Below are 20164 nucleotides of genomic sequence, written 5' to 3' on the forward strand. Positions count from 1 at the left end.
TTTAACAATTTGACAGATAAAAAAAGAGAGGCCGAAGCCTCTCTTTAGGGTTAAGTATTAGTGATCGAAACTCCAGTTGGAGTGAGCTTCCAACAGCTGGGAGTCTGTATGACAGGTAGCGCAGGCTTCTTGGCCTTTCTGGGCGTCATAATCACTTGCAGCTACACCGTGGCCTGTACCTATCACACCACCATTGGTCACTATGTGGTTGATAGTGGTTTCACTCAGGCCGTATGGCGGTTGGTGACAGCTGGCGCAGGCGGCAGTCTGTGGTGATACCAGAGTCTGCTCTGTTTCATCTTCGGTCTTGCCGAAGGCAACCGGCGCGGCATCGGCGGCAATTTTCTTCAGTGAGAAGCCGTCTTTACCGTGACAGGTCTGACAGTCTGTCTTCTTGAAGAAGCCATTGCCTGAGCTGTCATACAGGTAGTGCTTGGAGTGCACTATGTATGCCAGGTTAGATGAGCCATTACCCTTCTTGTCGCGGGTGCCGTTATGGCAGGAGGCACAACCGTCGATGTCGTTGGAGAAACGATGCTTGATGGCAGTGGTGTGACACTGCTGACAAGCTGTCATTTCGGCATGCTGAACCCTTGGCGTCTTGTCGACTTTGCTGCCATCCACATTGAAGTAAACTGTGTCAGATGGCACGTAAGGACCGGAGTTAGGGATAACACCGTCTGCGACTGGCTTACAGTTGGCTACAGCGCCTTTGCCATCGAAGCAGACATGCAGCTGGCTGCTCAAGGCCACTTTGACCTCAGGTGTACCCATGACTTCGGCTACTTTGAAGTCGCTGTCGCTGAAGGTGACATCTATGCTGCCGTCGGCGCCTTCACTGAAGTGGTCGTAACCCACTTTCTGGTAGTTAACCAGGAAGTCGTCTTTAACCACGCCGTTGAAGACGATGGCGCTGGTGAAACCGCCGTGTGAGTATGGGCTGGAGTCAATCTGCGCCAGCGTCACATTGGTGTCGCCGTGCTTGACCGTCATATTGGCCGTGACTGTCTTGCTGGCCTCATCATAGGTCATGCTATTGAAAATGACGCGGGTTTTGGCGGCCTGAGCACTGTCGTTGCTGCTATAGTGGGCGCGTTCGGCACCTCGGGCACCATCAGGATCATTGTGGCAGGAAACACAGTTTTGCTTGTTTTCTAGGATCTGGTTGTTTTCTGCATCCCAGTGCCAGGAAGGCACGGCATATGGGCTGTTGTGACAATTCAGACAGGTTGCGGAATCCTTGTCGGCTTTCCAGGCATCGGCCATGGTCAGAGTTTCACTGGGTTGGTGACAGGTCTGACAGTTGCTGGCTGATTGCGGGAAAATACCGTTGTAGAAGGCATGACTGTGCACTTCGTGTGCCATGCCTTTGATGGAGCCGTCGAATTTGTGGCTACCGATCACTTGGTCATTTTCGTCCTTGTCATCTTTCATGTAGCTGTTGTAGTCGGTGTGACAGAAAGTACAGCTTTCCAGGGTGACGTGTTTGCCACCGTGCATGGCAAGTGCGCCATCATGACCGGGTCTGTGACAGCTTTGACAGGTTTCATCGGCGATAATCGGCTTGGGTTTGGCCTGAGTAGTATCGGAAGAGGGTTGCCAGTAGAAGAAACTGTTGTTAACCAGATTAACGTTGGCCGCATTGGCTGTCTTGATGCCAAGATAAATACCGTTGACCATGTCGGCCTTGTAGTCGTATTTACCCAGAGTATCTATGGCTTTGTTCAGTTTCAGTGTGTAGGTGCCGTCCTGATTGTCGGTCAGACAGTCTTCACAGTTTTTACCCTGGAAGTAGGAAGAGCCAGTGTAGAAGCCATCACCTTTGTCTTTGTTAAAGTAGCTCAGCCAGATCTCTCTCGCTTGGCCTTCTACATCGGTCAGGCCTTCAATCTCATCTTCGCTGCCGACACGGCCGAAGGAGACTGCGCCTATGTCAGTGTTTTTCAAACCAAAGACGGCGGCGCCGTTGGCATCAGACAAGCTGAAGTTGATTGTCAGGAAGCCGTTGGTGTCTACAGACGCGGAATTAATCTTGGATTTCAGCGTGTTGACTTTGCTTATAGGTGTGCCGACAGGACCTGGCTTACCTGGTTCGCCATCTGAACCGTCGCTGCCACAACCGGCCAGCATCAGAGACAGCAAACCGGCACCCAACATCGCTTTCGTCGCGGCATTGAAATTAAACCGTTTCATCATGATATTTCCCTGCAAGTGATTTTAATCATCACTAACCAGAGGTTAAATAAGAATAAATCTCATCAACCATGGAAAGTGTGTGGAATTATTTTTCCAAGGCCAAGGCTACCCAAGTGGTGGGGATTAATCAGTCACTTTAGATGGGTTATGTGATTAAGATCCGACTATTTCTTTAGGGGTATACCGCTAGATCAAAAAAAGTTAATCCTGATCAAAAAAACGTGTTTTTTGAAAGAGTTTTTAACGAATTTTGCGGCATAAAAAAGGGAGGCGAAAGCCTCCCTTTGGTAGCAATATTGAGTTTAATTGCCGTGTGCTGTCATCAGCTGAGCCGGGGTGTGACAGGTGGCACAGGCCTCTTTGGCACGATTACGGACATCGGCTTCATCCATGCCATCCAGAATACCGCCGTTGGCCTGAATATGCGATTTGGCTGCATCACTCAGGTACTGCTGGTGGCAGCTCAAACAGGAGCCGGCATCTGAGGATACCCAGATATCCGCGCCGCCATTGCTGATGTCACCATAACGCCAGACGCGATCCGGTGAGCGACCCAGAGTGATACCTGTGACGCTGCCGGAGGACTCTGCATGACAGGTGGCACAATCGGTTTTCAGCACAGTGCCGGACTTAAGCCCTGCATATTTGAGGAAGTGGCCTTCACGCTCGTGTGCCTTCCAGGCAAAGCTTGAGGGGATTTTGCCGCCGGGATAATCGGCATCATTTCGCAGTGTCTTATCCGGTGTATGGCAGGTTTGGCAGTTGACGCCATTGTCATAGTGATGGATCTCCTTGCCATGACAACTCTGACACTTGGTCGGGTCTATGATGGCGCGGCGGGCCATGGCATCCATACTGCTGTCGACACCATTGTTGCCCCAGACAAAGCGGTAGGGTTCCTGCTGGATAGCCACAGAGCGAACGCCGTCGGTTGCACAGTCTGTCAGTTGAATATCGGCAACACCATAACCGCCGTTATTGAAGCAGGCTTCCAGTGCCGACCAGATTTCAAAGCTCTTGCCATCCGGGTTTGCCGGCATATCAAACGCCGGAGTCAGCGTATAGCTCTTGCTGGTGGCGTCAAAACTGCCTTCACTGAGACGAATACGGCGCTGGCTGTAGGAGGCTTCGTTGTAGGCTGGGTAGTCCTTGTCTACATCCCAGCCCACTATCATACGGCTACTCTGATCGATAAAGCTTTGCTCCATGGCGTTACCGTCTTTGTCCAAAACCTGCACTTTAAAGGTCATCTTGCCGGTGTTGCTGCTGACCTCCAACACCTTGACGCTCAGTTCGGCAGCCAGAGTGAAGGCTTGCATCACATCACCGTGGCGCTTGGCTGCGCTGCCGGTACCGTGATAGGTATTGTCCGTGTTGTGGCAAGCCATACAATCTGTGCTGGAGTGGTGGGATGAAGGTTTTTCCGTGTGACAGGCGACACAGGCGGTATTGCTTTTCTCGGCCTTGAACAAGTCGGCATTGGCCGGGGCGCCACTGCCTTCCTGGTGACAGACGCTACAGTCTGAAGCAGGCTTACGGGGGAAGCCGACCACACCATAGTCGTGGACGCTGCCGCCATAACCGACAATCTTGTATGGTGCCGGCACTTCATTGCCATCGGTATCATAGGTATGCCGTTCTGCGCCGCGGTGAATAGCATGGATCAGATAGGTGAACTCCACACTGTTACCCGACTCAGGATCACCAGAGGTCGCAGTATGGCAGGAGGCGCAGTTTTCCAGCGCTATCCGCCGTCCGCCGTGCAGCTCCAGGCTGTCCGGTTGGTGACAGGTGTAACAGGCATCAATGGTGACCACATTGCGGGTCTGAATGCCTTCAGTTTTGCCGCTGGAGGGTTGCCAATCATAATGGGCATTGGCGGTAACCTGGGGGAGTTTCAGCTCCAGCGTGGCCCTTTGAGTGGCATCGGCATCATAAGCTATGGCCAGCGGCTCTGTGACTTCGGCAATATTGACCTGATAACTATAGCTATAGCTGCCATCGCCATTGTCCACCAGACAGGTATCGCAGGCGCTGGCGGCTTCGACTCCAGCCTGATACTGAGGCGATGGACTGAGGTTGTCCACCCCATCGGGAACCGATGATGGTTGTTTGAGGCTATTGATATAGGCTTGCCATTGGAATCCCCAGTCGGCTTCTCTGGCTTCTTCGCCTTCACCTATGGTTTCGGTCACATGTGTCAGCTGAGCGATACCAAATCTGAGGTCATAGTCTTTGTTCAGACCCAGCACAGCTACGCCATTGGCGTTGGTCAACATAAAGTCAACAGTGACCTTTCCTGCTTCCACTTTGGCGTCGGTAAACTTGACCTTGAGGGTGGGAGTGGCATCGATATTCACTCCGATCACGCCGTCCTTACCGTCTTCGCCATCCTTGCCGTCACTGCCACATGCCATGAGCGTCAGCGACATCAGAGTGGCCAATGCCAGGCGGGTATGCCCTTTAACCAGTCTTGAGCTTTTCATCATTATTTCCCTGCATTGCTTTGATTGCACGACTGAGCCAGTGTTTAAATACCGGCTCTTTCCTGTTATTGCCGCCCTTAAAGGGCGGCTTATTGTTGTTACTGAGCGATAGGATGCACTTTGGTGACATCGGCCAGGCCACCCTGCCCATGACAGGTGGCGCAGCTTTCTGTTCCTGCCTTGGCATCGGCTTCAGCGCCTTGGAACACGGCTCCCTGTTGTGTCATATGGTTGCGGGCACCATCGCTCTGGTGGCAGTTACTGCAGATTGCCGCCGTTGGGCTGGTGAAGCTGCCGTCATTCAGACTTAAGGGTTGCACTGCCGAGTTGAGCGGCAGCGCCATACTCAGCACGCCATTTTCATCTTTGCTGTGGCAGTGAGCACAGTTGCCTATGTTCCCCGGGAATTGCAGCGTCTCGAACCCTTCGTAGCGGGCAGAGTGCAGCGCATGGATCAGCTGTTTGAAGTCGGCACTCGTTGCCGACGGATTGGCAGCGGTGGCATCGGCCTGCATATTGGGGTTGTGGCACAGTTGACACTGACCGGCCAAGTCGTTGCGGGCACCGTGGAAGTTCAATTGCTGATCGCCATGGCAGCTGCCACAGGTTTCGTTGCTGACCACCTGGCGCCGCCCGGCCGTGGTGAGGCCCGCCATGTTGAACGACTGATGGCTCGACTTGATAACCAGCACACTGGCGGCGCTGTCACTGCAGTCAACCAGCATGCCTTGGCTGGCACAGACGCGGCCCTGAATCGCCAGGGTGCCTGCATCGGCTTCACTGCCGGCGGGAATGGTCAGTCCATCTAACTGATACTGATAGACTCCATTACTTCCGGACAGCGGCGCCACTTCATGCACTCGAATTGAGCGGGCAGAGCGGGTGGCGTAATCAAAGCTGGTGCCCCAGTTGGCGTAGACCCTGAGATCGCTGACAAACAGCTGTTTGTCGGCGCTGTCGTTATAGGCTGCACCTGTCTGCGGGTTACTCAACTTGAGCGAGAAGCTCAAACTGCTGCCGCTGACACTGGCGTTGGTGACCTCGGCCTTGAATTGCTCTAGGGCCACCATGTTCTGCTGATTGGCATGGACTTCGCGGGTCCAATCCGGATTGTGGCAAGCGACACAATTACTGTTATCCGCTTGCGCCGGATGACCTTCGCCTTTAATGAAGTCGATATTGTTATGACAACTGCCACAGGACTCCATGGTTGGCACCCGGAACCAGTTGTGCTGTTCGCTGAGGGTTTCATCCTCTTTATGACAGGTCTGACAGTCAGACAAGGGTTTGGGGAATCCGGCCAGATGTTTGGCATGGATCATTTGCGGGAAGATGTTTTCCGGATTGCTGATCCGAGTGGCATTGTGGCAAGTGACACAGGTTTCCACCTGGTTATAGTTACCGCCGTGAAACGCCAGGTCATTGTGACAGCTGTTACAGGTGTCGATGGAGACAATGTTGCGGCTGTAGGCCGGAGCCCCAGAGGGTGGCTGCCAGTCGTAATGGTCATTGGTTACCGGCAATGCGGTGCCATCGGCCAAGGTATCACCACCGAGTTTGATCACCACTCTGTGGGTGGCGCCGGCGATTTCAGCTATTTCATTCATACCGTCGAAAGGGGCACTGAAACTGTAGGAGTAGTTGCCATTTTTATGGTCAACATAGGTGCCAGGGCAGCTGCTGGAGCAGGTCTCGGCGGTGAAATACTGCCATTCACTGCTGTTGCCTGCGCCACTGGTGCCTTCCGGCAACAACTGCGCGGCAATGAAGCGCCCGGAGGGGATACCAACCACAGGCTCGTCATCCTGATTGGTGACCCGGTAATCTACCCGGGTAATGCCCTCTTCGAGAGCCGTTTCCTTGACCTCAATTTTGAGCATACTGATATTCATCGCCGGCTCGCCGCCCGGTTCGCCTGGGGTTCCCGGGTTGCCATCATCACCACCGCAACCTGAGAGAGCCAACATGGCGGTCAGCAGGGGCGCGCCTAGATAAAACAGGGGAGTTTTTGGGGTGTATTCCTTTGACATCGCTCTTCGCCTCTTGCTCTTATAGGGAGTAACTCAGTGTCAGCCCCAGATAGTGGGCGTTATAGTCCTGGCCAAGATCTCCAAAGCTGAGCACGTTGGGGATGCTATCTGGGGTTAATCCCTGATTGAGCCAGTCACTGTCCTGATAGTGTTCAAACATCCAATCCAGCCTCAATGCCATCTTGTCGCTGAAGTGATACTTGGCAAAGGCGTTGAAGGTATGACGGCGTGAATAATAGTCGCCGTAATCCAGTGTGAGCCCCTGGCTGACATCTGTGTCGCTTTCGCCTTTTGAGTATTGCCAGTCGAAGCCCAGATCCAGTTGTTTATCCAGCAACTCGTTATAGTAGATGCCGAACCCGGCGACTGTGCTGCTGTCACTGGCACGGCTGTACCAACCGCTGGGGCCGAAAGAGGCTGAGCCAGTTTGATCTGTATCCTGCCAGTCCTGATTGAGCCAGGCATTGAGGCCAAATTGGGCTGAGAATTGATAGTTGCCACTGAGGCCATAGCCCCAACTGCTGACTTCATCCAGGCCGATAAGCGTCTCATCATAGTCTTGCTTTTTGTGATTTAGCGCCAGGCTGAACGACAGGGCATCGCTGAAGCGGTAATCGTTTTGCAGTCGCAACAGGGTTTGCTTGCGATCCGCCAGCCAATACTGACGCATCCATGGATTATTGGGGCTTTGGCTCAGCTCGGAGGCCTGATAACTGCCGCCACTGCGCTCACTGAGTTCACCTTTGAACCACAACTGCCAATCGCGGCTGGCACGCAGGTTCAGCTTGGCAAACACGCTGGATTGGAACAGGGATTCGCGCGCCAGATCGCTATAGCTGTGGTGTTCATACTCGTAACCTGCGTCAAGAGACAGGGCACGGGTAAAACGGTAGTTAAAGGCGATATCGGCTCTTTGGCGGGTGTGGTCATAGGCCGCGGGTGTAGCACTGCCCTGGTGCCAGCTGTCACTGCTCACCTGCGGCCAGTCTTTAAGTTGTGTCTTGTTTTCCCGGTCGCGATAGTCATAGCCACCGCGAACCGACAAGCCTCTGCTGATGCGGGCGGCATACTTGAGTTTGAGTTCCAGCACGTCGACCTGCATGTCGCCATCGATTGCGGGCAACTGGGGTGAAGGACCATTGATGGTGGCCGGTAACAGCGCCTGATCCTGAGTCATGCGGGTGAATGCCGTGTGCATCAATATTTGATGTCCGGCCTCGGATAACTGCAGATCGGCGCCGACTCTCAATGCCTTGTTGTCCGGATTGTCGGCGAGTTGGCCATTATAGGCGGCCCCGAATGTGGGTAAGAAGGCGTTTTCCCAATAGAGTGCCTGATAGTCGTTACTGTATTGGCTGAGGGTCGAATTGAAGCCGGCCAACCAGCCCTTTCCTTTGAAATAGAGTTTGGCTTCCAGTTCGTCGGTGCTGTCATCCACTCGGGTGGCTAATGCCATGGAGTTGGTTAGAAAGTTGCCGTTGGTTTGGCGAGTACCATCCCTTTGCTCGTGACGGTAATTGAGCCCCGCTTTATAAAAGCTGCCCAGGTAATGGGCATCCAGGGTGAAGCGATCCCGCTTCATTTCCAGTCGCTGGCTTGTCAGGCTGTCATTAAGCCCTGGCATCTGCGAGGTGAGGGCGGCCGCTTGCCAGTTGTCCGGCAACATCAGCCTGTTGTCCTGATTGATATAGGGGCTCATGCCATTGTCCGGGCCGAAGTTGGCCAAGGCGCGATAACCAAGACGGATATCAAATTGGCCGGGTCTTCCCATGCTCAGGCTGGCACTGCCGGTGTCATAGCCCAATTTGTCGGCTTCAATGTGGGTGCGGTAACCCCGCTCACCGTAAAAAACGACATCGCTGCCAAGGTGCCCAGTGGCGCCATCGGCGTCTGTGCCGCTACTATTGGCAAACACCGCATTGCCGCCATCATTGTAGGCCACACCGGCTTCAAGCGTGCTGCGGCTTTCCTGTGGCAACTTGCACTGGCCGCAACTCCACTTGTCTTGCTTGAGCTCGGCGCGATTGGCCTGTTGCAGCGAATAGCCACCGGCCCAGGCAGGCTGCATCACGCAGGCTATGGTGAGCGTCAGCAGTGACAGCTTCATCTGTGTCTGTTTCTCGATAACCATACTCAGCTCCTTATCGCTGCAAGAGTTTGCCGGATGGATGGTTGGAACCATGCACCTGGGTGTGGCAGTTCAGGCAGGAGTTGCCGGCGTTATAGGCGTTGGGCATCAAGCCGGTTTGCTCATTGGCAGGGAAGTAAGCTCTGGCTGCATGGCCATCGGAGGCATGGCACTGCTGACACAATTGAGGTGGTTTGGCCAGCAACATGGCTTCGTTGACACTGCCATGAGGGTTATGACAGCTGGCGCAGTTGTCTGTCACCGGGGCGTGTTCCCATAGCTTGGGCCCGCGCTTTTCGGCGTGGCAGCTGTAACAGTTTTCGTTGACCGTCATCTGTTTCAGGCTGGCGTCCCCAAGACTGCCGTGAGGATTGTGGCAGTCGCTGCAGACCATCTGCTCTGTGCGTATCGGGTGAGCGGAACGTTTGTGGATGTCGGCACGTTGCTCTGAGTGACAGCTGCTGCAAACGGCGACTTCGGTTTCACGGCTCTGGATGGGGTCATGGCCTGTGTGCACTTGGTGGCAACTGGCACAGGCAACTCCGGCGGTGTCGTGGTGGCTGGCACTCCAGCCAAGACGCTGTTCATCCTGGTGGCAACTGAGGCAAACGCTGTTTTGTTTGTCTGCCGGTATCGGCGAGTCGGCACCGAAGGTGATCATCGGTTCCTTGCCGCCGCGGTTGTGTTTTCCCATAGGACCGTGGCAGGCTTCGCATTGCAGATCGGCCATCGGAGACTGAGAGACGTTGGGATTGCCGTGGACACCATCAAAAAGCGCCATCACCTTCTGGTTCTTTTTGTGACACATCAGGCAGCTGTCAGCCCCTTTGGGAGAGTATTTTCCTTCAGCAAACTTGGCATCCAGGATGGCTTCAACTTCGGCCGGATCCTTGTCGTCCCATGGTGTGGCTTTGGCTGCAAAGGCCAACAAAAACAATAAGGGGAGAGCACAACCCAACCCCCAAAGGCTTGGTTTACTCGAGTTATCCATTTTCATCATTCCATCCTGAGCGCGTTCATTGCCGATTTATAGTTATTGGGCATGCTTCAGTAATTTACTGAATTGCTAATGTTAAAGAATAGAGCAAAAAAATGACAAGGCGATAACTTTTTAATGATGCTTATGAATAAAGAAGGCTGATTTAAAAAAGAAAACAACAAAGTGTGATCTGCGCCACATTTTGTTGTGACACTCTTTAAGCTGAAATTGGGATCTGAAGCAGAAAAATACCGGATTCAGTTTGGGTTATTTGAGCTTAAGCGGTTTATTCCCGAGCGCTTTTGACTCATAATAGCCAACACAATTGAAAACTATTATCGTTACCAGTTGAAAAGCTTGATCCAGATAAAGTTCTTATTTGACGGTTTCAGGTAAAATCGAATCATTACCCGCATGCTTGCATGCTGTTTTCAGTGGTAGAGGCAATGAAGTTAAGTGAATTGAAACCCGGTGATCGCGCCATGATTTCCGAAGTTGGCCATCTGGATCTGCCTGCAGTGGTCAAACGCAAGCTCCTGTCCATGGGGATCACCCCAAATACCCGTTTTTCTTTGATCCGTCGAGCTCCCATGGGATCCGGGTTGGAATTGGACATCCGCGGCAGTAAGTTGTGCATGCGTCAGGATCTGGCACAGATTATAGAGGTGGAAAAGGCCAATGACTAAGCAGTTTCATTGTGTCACTGTCGGCAACCCCAATGCCGGTAAGTCGACATTGTTCAATGCCCTCACAGGTGCCAATCAACAGGTGGGTAACTGGTCCGGGGTGACAGTTGAAAAGAAAACCGGCCACTTTTCGCTTAATGGCGATGATGTCTTTCTCACTGATTTACCCGGCATTTACGATCTTCTTCCCGCCGGTAGCAACTGTGATTGCTCGTTGGATGAGCAGATTGCCCAGCAGTATCTGGCCAGCCAGAAAGTAGATGGCATTATCAACTTGGTGGATGCCACCAATATCGAACGTCACCTGTATCTGACAGTGCAGCTGCGTGAGCTGGGTATTCCCATGGTTGTGGTACTCAATAAAATGGATGCAGCGGTCAAGCGTGGCATTCGGGTCGATACTCAAGCCATGAGTCGAGAATTGGGTTGCCCCGTGATAGGCGTGACTTCAAGAGAAGCCCAAGACGTCGAGCGGGTCAAGGAGCAGGTGATAGCACTGCTGGAAGGGCGGGTTTCAGAATCGCCTTTGATGCTTAAGTATGATGCCACGATTGAAAGCGGTGTCGCTGCCATTATGGGTAGCGACAGTCAATTAAGTCGGGGCCGAGCCTTGGCTATGTTGGCTAATGGTCTGGGTTGTGGTTCCTGTCAAAACAATTTACTCGATGAACAAGTCTCCAGAGTGACAGATCAATTGACACTCGAAGGCAAAGACATTGAGATCATGGTCGCTACCACACGTTTTGACTTTGTCGAGCGCGTTTACAAGGGTTCTGTCAATGCCGACGGTCAACTGACCTTGAGTGACAGACTCGATAAGTTGGTATTGCATCCTGTATTGGGTATTCCGGTATTTTTGCTGGTGATGTACCTGATGTTCATGTTTGCCATCAACGTGGGCAGTGCCTTTATCGACTTCTTCGATATCAGTGCCGGTGCACTGTTTGTTGATCATTTCGGTGCTTTTCTCACCAACATAGGTGCTCCTGCCTGGTTGGTGACTCTGCTGGCCGGTGGTATAGGTCAGGGTATTCAGACGGTATCGACCTTTATTCCGGTTATCGCGGCGCTGTTTTTGGCTTTGTCTGTGTTGGAAGGCTCTGGCTATATGGCCCGTGCGGCCTTTGTTGTTGACGGTTTGATGCGCCGCATCGGCCTGCCCGGCAAGGCCTTTGTGCCCATGATAGTCGGTTTCGGCTGCTCTGTGCCTGCCATCATGGCGACCCGCACACTGGGTAGTGAACGTGAACGTATCGTCACGGGTATGATGGCACCCTTTATGTCCTGCGGTGCCAGATTACCGGTATACGCCTTGTTTGCTGCGGCTTTTTTCCCTGATTCAGGTCAGAACCTGGTGTTCGGTCTCTATCTCATAGGTATTTTGGCTGCGATAGGCACAGGCCTGCTGCTGCGCAAGACCTTGCTGCCCGGTAACAGCAGTGCCGTAGTGATGGAGCTGCCAAGCTATGAAATGCCCAAGCTAAAAGCTGTGGCTTCCCGCACAGGTAAACGTACCAAGAGCTTTATTCTCGGTGCCGGCAAGACCATTGTAGTGGTAGTGACTCTGCTTAACTTTATTAATGCCATAGGGGTCGATGGTAGTTTTGGCCATGAAGACAGTCAGGAGTCTTTGCTCAGTGTCGCCAGTCAGAAGATCACTCCGGTGTTTTCGCCCATGGGGATAGAGGAAGATAACTGGCCGGCCACGGTTGGGATAGTGACAGGGATCTTCGCCAAAGAAGCGGTAGTGGGTACGCTCAATAGCCTGTATAGCACGGCTGATGGCGGTGATGGCGAGCTTACTCCATTGATGGACAGCTTCTCCGAGGCGCTGGCGACCATTCCGGCCAACCTGTTCGGCATAGTGATGGAAGATCCGCTTAAGCTGTCTGTGGGCCATGTTGAAGATAAAAACCTGGCTGCAGAAGAGCAGGGGGTTGATCAGTCCACATTCGGGGCTCTGCAGGCAGGGTTCAGCGGACAATTGGCTGCCTTCTCCTATCTGCTGTTTATTCTGCTCTACACGCCTTGTGTGGCCGCTATGGGCGCACTGGTGAATGAGTTTGGCAGTCGCTGGGCTACTTTCGCGGCGACCTGGACCTTTGCACTGGCTTACGGTAGTGCCACTGTGGTCTATCAAGGTGCGACTTTTGCCGAGCATCCATTGCAGTCCACCGCCTGGATAAGCTTCTTTGTACTTGCCCTGATTAGTTTCTATATGTGGCTGAAGCGCAAAGGCCGCAAGACCCAGGAGATTATTCCGGGTATCAAGATAGTGACTGAGTAAGGTCGCAGATAAAAAGCAGCCATTTTGGCTGCTTTTTGGATCATGGCGCCGGGTTTGACGAAGCGCGCCGCAGTTTTTATTCTAGAAGGATTGTAACCAGGCATGATCTGTAGGATCATGCCTCTTTTCGTTAGACTGCCATTGTTCGCAAAGAGGAATTTCATGAGTCATGTGGACACCGAAGTACGTCCAAGTAACTTCATTCGCAATATCATAGATGAAGATTTGGCGAGCGGTAAGCACACCAATGTGCACACCCGTTTCCCACCAGAGCCTAATGGCTTCCTGCACATAGGTCATGCCAAATCTATCTGCTTGAATTTCGGTATTGCCAGGGATTATCAGGGCCAGTGCAACCTGCGCTTTGACGATACCAATCCGGAAAAGGAAAATATCGACTATGTGAATTCCATTAAAGCGGACGTGCAATGGCTGGGCTTCCAGTGGGCCGGTGATATCCATTACTCCTCAGACTACTTTGATAACCTCTACGGCTATGCTGTTGAGTTGATCAAAAAAGGTCTGGCTTATGTGTGTTTTCTCAATGGCGAGCAGATGCGCGAGTACCGCGGCACTTTGAAAGAGCCGGGCAAGAACAGCCCTTATCGTGACACCAGCGTTGAAGAAAACCTGGCACTGTTTGAAAAGATGCGCGCCGGTGAGTTTAAAGAAGGTGAGTGTTCACTGCGGGCCAAGATAGACATGGCATCACCTTTCATGTGTATGCGTGACCCGGTAATCTACCGGATCAAATTCGCTCATCACCATCAGACGGGTGATAAGTGGTGCATCTATCCCATGTACGACTTTACCCACTGTATCTCTGATGCGCTGGAAAATATCACTCACAGCCTTTGTACGCTGGAGTTCCAGGATAACCGTCGTCTCTATGACTGGGTGTTGGATAATCTGGATGATTTCAAGATCCCCAACCGTACCCGTCAATATGAGTTTTCACGCCTGAATCTGGAATATACCCTGATGTCCAAGCGTAAACTCAACGAGCTGGTGGTGCGTCAGTTGGTCAATGGCTGGGATGATCCTCGCATGCCGACTATCGCCGGTTTGCGTCGCCGCGGTTATACCCCGGCCTCCATCCGTGAGTTCTGTGATCGCATCGGCGTGACCAAGCAGGATAACCTGGTGGAAGTGGGTATGCTCGAAGCCTGTATTCGCGAAGAGCTCAATGACAACGCCCCGAGAGCCATGGCGGTTATCGACCCGGTTAAGGTGATCATCGAGAACTATCTTGAAGGGCAGTTGGAGCATGTCAGTGCACCGGTGCATCCCAATAAGGAAGAGCTGGGTAATCGTGAGCTGGCCTTTGGCCGTGAGCTTTATATCGATGCGGCCGACTTCCGTGAAGAGGCCAACAAGCACTACAAGCGTTTGGTGATGGGCAAAGAAGTGCGCCTACGCAACGCTTATGTGATCAAAGCCGAGCGTTGTGACAAGGACGCAGACGGTAAGGTCACCACTATTTACTGCAGTTATGACCCAGAGACTCTGGGTAAAAACCCTGCCGATGGCCGCAAGGTCAAGGGCGTGATCCACTGGGTCGAAGCCAGCAGCGCTGTGCCTGCCGAGTTCCGTCTCTATGATCGCTTGTTCGTCGATGCCAATCCTGCCGCGGCAGAAACTGTGGACGAAGTGCTGAACCCGGAATCTTTGGTGGTTAAGCATGGTCTGGTTGAAGCCGGTTTGGTGCAAGCTGAGGCCGAAAAGGCTTATCAGTTTGAGCGTGAAGGTTACTTCTGCGCCGACAGCAAGGACTCAAGCCCAGATAAGTTGGTATTTAACCGCACTGTGGCATTAAGAGATTCATTCGCTTAATGCTTCGGGTATACAGATAGAAAAGGCGCTCATTGAGCGCCTTTTTCATGTCAGCCGCGTTTACTATTGCAGTATTGGGCCGAGTCCCATGCTCCAGAGGATCACACTACCGGCCATCAGAGCGACCAGAAGCACCAAGCCTGCAGTCACCACAGAGCTGGCATAGATAAAGCCTTTTTCTTCGGGAATGTTCATTATGATAGGGACTCCTGTATACAGCAGGTATACCGAGTAGCTAAGCCCTATCAATCCTATCACCATAATAAACCAAAGCTCTGGATAGAGCGCCGCCAGTCCCACCATAAACAGCGGCGTGGCGGTATAGGACGCCAGTTCCAGGCACTGGGTAAAGTCCGGGTGAGCATCAAAGGTTTGACCCATCCAATAGGCCAGATAGGCGAGGGCAAATACGCCGAATACCAGGCTACAGTACATACCGGCACACATAAAGAAGCCGCTTTGAGCCGTTAGAAAAAGAGGTTCGCCGGCACCAGGGTTCCAGCCGATGTGCACAGCGGCGATGTAACTGCAGATAGAAGGGATGAGCGCAATGAGTAGCAGGTGACTGAGACAGCTTTTAAGTGCCTCATGGTTTTGTTCTATGGTTTGCCATTCCTGTTTGGGATGGGTATACAACCCCATTAAGTGATTCAATACCATTATAATTATCCTTATTCCGCTTTGACTTTTGCTCGCCAAACTGCAGACGAGCGTTTTACCGCTCTGAGTCTATTTATTGAACAAAAACGGCGGGGCGTCAAGTTTGTGCTCCGAGAGGCAGTGGGCATAGCATTGGCTTGCTGGTAGACTTGGCGGCCTTGAAAACTCTTGTGGAAGCTTGACCTCAATGCAGCAGTTACTCGCCCCTGTAAAAGAATTCTTGGCCTGTGAAACCCCGGACAGCTGGATAGCGGCTGCCAAAGAGGAGCATAGACTGGCCGAATTGCTGATAGATCACTGTAATTGTGAGCTTAAGGCGGCGCAGACGGCGATGTTTTTGGTACGCAAGTATGCGGTGGACAAACAAAGTGGCGAGCAGTTGCTAACCTGGGCCAGGCCCTACGAAGAGTTTGTTTATCGAAACGACAGGGATATGGCGGCTTTTCTGGCCAGAGAGGTGAAGAAGAACGAGTTGATTGGTGAGTTGACGCCCAGGGCGGGGTTCCCCCATGGCCCTGAACTTATCGCCAAGATGATCCGCCTTATCAAAGAGGAGTTCCATCACTTTGAACAGGTGCTGGAGCTAATGTTGGCACGCAATATCCCATACAGCAACATTCGCGCCGGCCGTTATGCCAAGGGGATGATGAAGAATGTTCGCACCCATGAGCCTGCGACTCTGATAGATAAACTCATAGTGGGCGCCTTTATCGAGGCCCGCTCCTGTGAACGTTTCGCCAAGCTGGCGCCCTGGCTCGATGATGAGCTTAAACGTTTCTATATTTCACTGCTGCGTTCTGAAGCGCGCCACTATCAGGATTATCTTTCATTGGCCGAGGCGATTGCCGGCGAGGATATCAGCGCCAGAGTGGCTTATTTTGCTGAGGTGGAAGCCGAGCTTATTCTAGCGCCGGATGACGAATTCAGGTTTCACAGCGGCGCGTCGCTTTAAACTACTCGATGTTGAGCCAATACTAGGTCAATGCAGATGCCGACAGGGTCGGCATCTGATGGATTGGAAGGGTTTTATAGGTTATCAGGGCTGGATAGATTTAACGCGAGCCGACCAAGCCAAACAGATAAAATCCGAGTCTACTGGCTTTATTCTATGAAAGGCAGGCTGGTCAGTGCTATGTTATCGGCACTGATGCTTAAGACACTACCCTGCTCATACCAGTCTCCCACCACCAAGCGCTGCTTATTACCGGCCAATTGATGGATATCCGGTCTATGGGTGTGACCGTGGATCATCAACTCGGCTCCTGTGTCGGCAAACAGTTCTTCCACCGCGCTCGGCTCAACATCCATTATCTCAACGCTCTTCAACTGATTCTGCATCTGGCTGTTTTGTCTGAGCTTGGCGGCAATATTACTGCGGGTCTTTTTCGGCAGGTGGCGGTATATCCAGCGGGGCAGCGCCATATTGCGAAAACGCCGAAAACGCTGGTAGGCTTTATCCAGAGTGCAGAGGCTGTCGCCATGCAGCAGCACTGTCTTGTGGCCATAGAGATCCAGTCGATACACTTCGGGCAGTAAGGTCATCCCCGCTTTGGCTGCATAGTCTTTCCCCAGCATAAAGTCGCGGTTGCCGTGGATAAAGTACACCGGCAGGCTGCGGCTGACTTCATAGAGCCGCTCGGCCAGCGCCAGGGCAAAGGGCTCGGCCAAATCATCACTGACCCAAACCTCAAACAGATCTCCCAAAATATAGAGTGCATCGACCTGTTCAAGACCGGTATCGAGGAATAGATAGAAGGCGTTGAGGATATCTTGGCGATCGGCACTGAGGTGCAGATCGCCGATAAAGAGAGTGCGCATTCAGAAGTTATCAGTCTGCTATGGTCACTTTCTCGATGATCACAGCTTCCAGAGGCACATCCTGGTGCATGCCGCGGTTGCCCGTGCTCACGCCTTTGATAGCATTGACCACGTCCATACCTTCTACCACTTCACCGAATACACAGTAACCCCAGCCTTGGATGGATTCGTTTTTGAAATCCAGGAAGGTGTTGTCGTTGACATTGATAAAGAACTGCGCGGTGGCGGAATGAGGATCGGAAGTGCGGGCCATGGCTATGGTACCTGTCTTGTTTGACAGACCGTTGTTGGCTTCGTTACGCACAGGGGCATTGGTAGGTTTCTGTGACATCTGCTCGGTAAAGCCGCCACCCTGAACCATAAAACCATCGATAACGCGGTGGAAGATAGTGCCGTCATAGAAGCCTTCCTGGGCATACTTGATAAAGTTGGCCGCGGTCAGAGGGGCTTTTTCACTATCCAGCGCCAGTTTGATGTCGCCGTGGTTGGTGTGCAATGTAATCATGATTGGATCCTCAGGATAAATTTTGTTGGCGGATTCTAACTTATCCGACTCCGGCTATAAAGGGCAGTATTCAAGAGCTTGTGGCAATGCTAAACTGCCAGATTCGTTTTACCCACTAATCCTATATTGTTGAAGAGAAAGTCGATGTTGAAGATATACAACAGTCTGAGCCGCCAAAAAGAGGAATTTAAACCGATTAACCCAGGTAAAGTGGGTATGTATGTGTGTGGTGTCACCATATACGACTTGTGTCATATCGGTCATGGCCGGACCTTTGTTTCCTTTGACATGATAGTGCGCTACCTGCGTTACGCGGGTTACCAGGTTAACTTCCTGCGCAACATCACAGACGTGGATGACAAAATCATCAAGCGCGCCAATGAAAATGGCGAAAGCTGCGATAGCCTCACTGAGCGTCTTATCGGTCAGATGCATCAAGATTTTGATGCTCTGAACATGCTGCGCCCCGATATGGAGCCAAGGGCGACTCTGCATATTGCCGAGATTATCGACATGGTTGGGGCGCTGATCGCCCGTGGTCATGCCTATGTAGCCGATGATGGCGATGTACTTTTCAGCGTTGCTTCTTTCCCTGAATACGGCAAGCTTTCCGGGCAGAACCTGGAGCAGTTGCAGGCCGGTGCCCGGGTCGAAGTGGACGAACACAAGCGCGATCCCATGGACTTTGTGCTATGGAAGATGTCCAAGCCCGGTGAACCTACCTGGGATTCACCTTGGGGCCCGGGTCGTCCCGGTTGGCACATTGAGTGCTCTGCCATGAACAGCAAACACCTGGGGTTGCATTTCGATATCCATGGCGGTGGCAGCGATCTGCAGTTCCCGCATCATGAAAATGAAATCGCCCAGTCTTGCTGCGCCCACGACACGCCTTATGTGAACTACTGGATGCATACCGGCATGGTGATGGTCGACAAAGAGAAGATGTCCAAGTCGCTGGGTAACTTCTTCACCATTCGCGATGTGTTGGCGCATTATGATGCCGAAACCGTACGCTACTTCCTGTTGTCCGGCCACTACCGCAGCCAACTGAACTATTCGGAAGACAACCTCAAGCAGGCCAGAGCCGCGCTTGAGCGAATTTATACTGCGCTTAAAGACCTTGACCTGAGTATCACTGCTGCGCCTGCCGAAGAGTATGTTGAGCGCTTCAAGGCGGCGATGGATGATGACTTCAACACCCCCGAAGCCTACTCAGTGCTGTTTGAGATGGTGCGTGAAATCAACCGCCTCAAGGGCGTGGATATGGCGGCAGCTTCGGCCCTTGGCGTGTCACTGAAACAACTGGCGGATGTTTTGGGGATTGTCAGCTCAACACCTGAAGCCTTCTTCAAAGGCGAGGGCAGCGACGATGAGGTGGCTGAAATCGAAGCGCTTATTGCCGAGCGTAACCGTGCCCGCGCCGAGAAGGATTGGCCGGCAGCAGATGTTGCCCGTAATAGATTGAATGAGCTGGGGGTGGTGCTGGAAGATGGCCCACAGGGTACCAGTTGGCGCAAGAAGTAACCCTCATCGAAATAATAACACAAACAAAAACGCCGGCTGTTGAAGTCGGCGTTTTTTTATCGCTTGAAATTGAAAACCAAACTGAGGTTGGCTTCAATCAAGATGCAGCTCGGAAGTTTGCTTTCAGTCGTGATATTGCTCTGCGGCAAACAGGGTGTTTTCCAGCAAGCTGGCTATGGTCATTGGACCCACGCCACCGGGAACCGGGGTGATGTGGCTGGCGCGCTCACAGGCAAGATCAAAGTCAACATCGCCCACTAAACGGCCACTGTCGAGACGGTTAATGCCCACATCTATGACTATGGCGCCTGGTTTGATCCAGCTACCGGGGATAAAGCCGGGTTTGCCGACAGCAACCACCAGAAGATCGGCGCGGCTGACCTTATCCTCGAGATCTTTGGTGAATCTGTGACAAGTGGTGGTGGTGCAGCCTGCCAGTAAGAGCTCCAGAGTCATGGGACGGCCCACAATATTGGAGGCGCCCACCACAACCGCATCCAGACCATAAGTATCGATACCGGTAGACTTGATAAGGGTCATGATCCCCATGGGAGTGCAAGAGCGCAGTACCGGGATCCGTTGGGCCAGACGGCCGACATTATAAGGATGGAAACCGTCGACATCTTTGTCGGGACGGATCCGCTCAATGACCTTGGATTCTTTAATATGTTTCGGCAGCGGCAGCTGCACCAGAATGCCATCAATGGCGGCATCTTCATTGAGTGAATCTATCAGGGCCAGCAGTTCTTCTTCACTGGTGGAATCCGGCAGATCATAGGAGCGGGAGATGAACCCCACTTCTTCACAGGCTTTACGCTTGCTGCCGACATAGACCTGAGAGGCAGGATCAGCACCCACCAGAATAACAGCCAAGCCTGGGATACGTTGTCCCGCTGCTTGACGTGCAGCGACTTTTTGCTTTAGCTGTTGTCTTATGGATTGCGCAATCGCTTTGCCATCTATTAGTTGGGCTGTCATGGGTGTAGGATATCCTTTGTATGGCGCGATGATGTTGAAAACGGCGCCATTTTA

Annotated in this window: 14 protein-coding genes; 5 read left to right on the forward strand and 9 right to left on the reverse strand. The window is 52.5% G+C overall.

All coding sequences use genetic code 11. The annotated features are described in order from the left end of the window. Positions 1-57 precede the first annotated feature (57 nt). The 5 genes from CX651_RS02750 to CX651_RS02770 all read right to left on the reverse strand — a co-directional run bounded on the left by CX651_RS02750 (position 58) and on the right by CX651_RS02770 (position 9837). A complete protein-coding gene (locus CX651_RS02750; protein ID WP_101053336.1) occupies positions 58-2196 on the reverse strand; it encodes an OmcA/MtrC family decaheme c-type cytochrome in 2139 nt (712 codons plus the stop codon). A gap of 302 nt (positions 2197-2498) precedes the next feature. Continuing rightward, on the reverse strand, positions 2499-4685 hold the full coding sequence (locus CX651_RS02755) for an OmcA/MtrC family decaheme c-type cytochrome (protein WP_167398130.1): 2187 nt from the start codon (positions 4683-4685) through the stop codon (positions 2499-2501). Between the two features lie 95 nt (positions 4686-4780). Next, positions 4781-6712 (reverse strand): OmcA/MtrC family decaheme c-type cytochrome, encoded by a 1932-nt coding sequence (locus tag CX651_RS02760; RefSeq protein ID WP_101053340.1) that lies wholly within the window; start codon positions 6710-6712, stop codon positions 4781-4783. Positions 6713-6731: 19 nt separating this feature from the next. After that, positions 6732-8843 (reverse strand): MtrB/PioB family decaheme-associated outer membrane protein, encoded by a 2112-nt coding sequence (locus tag CX651_RS02765; RefSeq protein ID WP_101053342.1) that lies wholly within the window; start codon positions 8841-8843, stop codon positions 6732-6734. Between the two features lie 10 nt (positions 8844-8853). Then, entirely contained in the window at positions 8854-9837 is a 984-nt protein-coding gene (locus CX651_RS02770) for a DmsE family decaheme c-type cytochrome (RefSeq protein WP_101053344.1), read from the reverse strand. A 428-nt stretch (positions 9838-10265) separates the two neighbouring features. Here CX651_RS02770 and CX651_RS02775 point away from each other — a divergent pair, with 428 nt between their 5' ends. The 3 genes from CX651_RS02775 to glnS all read left to right on the forward strand — a co-directional run bounded on the left by CX651_RS02775 (position 10266) and on the right by glnS (position 14625). Beyond that, a complete protein-coding gene (locus CX651_RS02775) occupies positions 10266-10505 on the forward strand; it encodes a FeoA family protein (RefSeq protein ID WP_039033911.1) in 240 nt (79 codons plus the stop codon). Continuing rightward, positions 10498-12792 (forward strand): Fe(2+) transporter permease subunit FeoB, encoded by a 2295-nt coding sequence (gene feoB / locus CX651_RS02780; RefSeq protein ID WP_101053346.1) that lies wholly within the window; start codon positions 10498-10500, stop codon positions 12790-12792. The genes CX651_RS02775 and feoB overlap by 8 nt, the downstream gene beginning before the upstream one ends. A gap of 162 nt (positions 12793-12954) precedes the next feature. Next, positions 12955-14625, forward strand: a complete 1671-nt coding sequence (gene glnS / locus CX651_RS02785) for a glutamine--tRNA ligase (RefSeq protein WP_101053348.1) — start codon at positions 12955-12957, stop codon at positions 14623-14625. A 63-nt stretch (positions 14626-14688) separates the two neighbouring features. On the opposite strand, the gene CX651_RS02790 is transcribed toward glnS, so the two are convergent. After that, positions 14689-15285, reverse strand: a complete 597-nt coding sequence (locus CX651_RS02790; protein ID WP_039033881.1) for a Yip1 family protein — start codon at positions 15283-15285, stop codon at positions 14689-14691. 187 nt (positions 15286-15472) lie between these two features. Here CX651_RS02790 and miaE point away from each other — a divergent pair, with 187 nt between their 5' ends. Then, the gene (gene miaE / locus CX651_RS02795; RefSeq protein ID WP_101053350.1) at positions 15473-16237 is read left to right on the forward strand and encodes a tRNA isopentenyl-2-thiomethyl-A-37 hydroxylase MiaE; all 765 of its coding nucleotides are present in this window, start codon (positions 15473-15475) and stop codon (positions 16235-16237) included. Between the two features lie 149 nt (positions 16238-16386). Here the strand turns inward: miaE and CX651_RS02800 are convergent, their stop codons facing one another. Continuing rightward, positions 16387-17103, reverse strand: coding sequence for a UDP-2,3-diacylglucosamine diphosphatase (locus CX651_RS02800; RefSeq protein ID WP_101053352.1), 717 nt, complete (start codon positions 17101-17103; stop codon positions 16387-16389). 10 nt (positions 17104-17113) lie between these two features. Next, positions 17114-17608, reverse strand: a complete 495-nt coding sequence (locus tag CX651_RS02805) for a peptidylprolyl isomerase (protein ID WP_039033884.1) — start codon at positions 17606-17608, stop codon at positions 17114-17116. Between the two features lie 144 nt (positions 17609-17752). On the opposite strand from CX651_RS02805, the gene cysS reads away from it, so the two are divergent. Continuing rightward, positions 17753-19132 carry a cysteine--tRNA ligase gene (gene cysS / locus CX651_RS02810; RefSeq protein ID WP_101053354.1) on the forward strand — a complete coding sequence of 460 codons (1380 nt, stop codon included), beginning with the start codon at positions 17753-17755 and terminating at the stop codon, positions 19130-19132. A gap of 123 nt (positions 19133-19255) precedes the next feature. Here cysS and folD read toward each other — a convergent pair whose 3' ends face one another. Further along, complete coding sequence (folD, locus tag CX651_RS02815; RefSeq protein WP_101053356.1) at positions 19256-20110, reverse strand: bifunctional methylenetetrahydrofolate dehydrogenase/methenyltetrahydrofolate cyclohydrolase FolD; 855 nt, start codon at positions 20108-20110, stop codon at positions 19256-19258. Positions 20111-20164 lie beyond the last annotated feature (54 nt).

This window comes from Shewanella chilikensis (assembly GCF_002836945.1).
GTDB classification, from domain to species: domain Bacteria; phylum Pseudomonadota; class Gammaproteobacteria; order Enterobacterales; family Shewanellaceae; genus Shewanella; species Shewanella chilikensis.

What these genes read in the sequence shown, in the direction of transcription:
- CX651_RS02750 (WP_101053336.1), bottom strand. Translation starts at nt 2,196, where the DNA reads ATGATGAAACGGTTTAATTTCAATGCCGCGACGAAAGCGATGTTGGGT.
- CX651_RS02755 (WP_167398130.1), bottom strand. Translation starts at nt 4,685, where the DNA reads ATGATGAAAAGCTCAAGACTGGTTAAAGGGCATACCCGCCTGGCATTG.
- CX651_RS02760 (WP_101053340.1), bottom strand. Translation starts at nt 6,712, where the DNA reads ATGTCAAAGGAATACACCCCAAAAACTCCCCTGTTTTATCTAGGCGCG.
- CX651_RS02765 (WP_101053342.1), bottom strand. Translation starts at nt 8,843, where the DNA reads ATGGTTATCGAGAAACAGACACAGATGAAGCTGTCACTGCTGACGCTC.
- CX651_RS02770 (WP_101053344.1), bottom strand. Translation starts at nt 9,837, where the DNA reads ATGAAAATGGATAACTCGAGTAAACCAAGCCTTTGGGGGTTGGGTTGT.
- CX651_RS02775 (WP_039033911.1), top strand. Translation starts at nt 10,266, where the DNA reads ATGAAGTTAAGTGAATTGAAACCCGGTGATCGCGCCATGATTTCCGAA.
- feoB (WP_101053346.1), top strand. Translation starts at nt 10,498, where the DNA reads ATGACTAAGCAGTTTCATTGTGTCACTGTCGGCAACCCCAATGCCGGT.
- glnS (WP_101053348.1), top strand. Translation starts at nt 12,955, where the DNA reads ATGAGTCATGTGGACACCGAAGTACGTCCAAGTAACTTCATTCGCAAT.
- CX651_RS02790 (WP_039033881.1), bottom strand. Translation starts at nt 15,285, where the DNA reads ATGGTATTGAATCACTTAATGGGGTTGTATACCCATCCCAAACAGGAA.
- miaE (WP_101053350.1), top strand. Translation starts at nt 15,473, where the DNA reads ATGCAGCAGTTACTCGCCCCTGTAAAAGAATTCTTGGCCTGTGAAACC.
- CX651_RS02800 (WP_101053352.1), bottom strand. Translation starts at nt 17,103, where the DNA reads ATGCGCACTCTCTTTATCGGCGATCTGCACCTCAGTGCCGATCGCCAA.
- CX651_RS02805 (WP_039033884.1), bottom strand. Translation starts at nt 17,608, where the DNA reads ATGATTACATTGCACACCAACCACGGCGACATCAAACTGGCGCTGGAT.
- cysS (WP_101053354.1), top strand. Translation starts at nt 17,753, where the DNA reads ATGTTGAAGATATACAACAGTCTGAGCCGCCAAAAAGAGGAATTTAAA.
- folD (WP_101053356.1), bottom strand. Translation starts at nt 20,110, where the DNA reads ATGACAGCCCAACTAATAGATGGCAAAGCGATTGCGCAATCCATAAGA.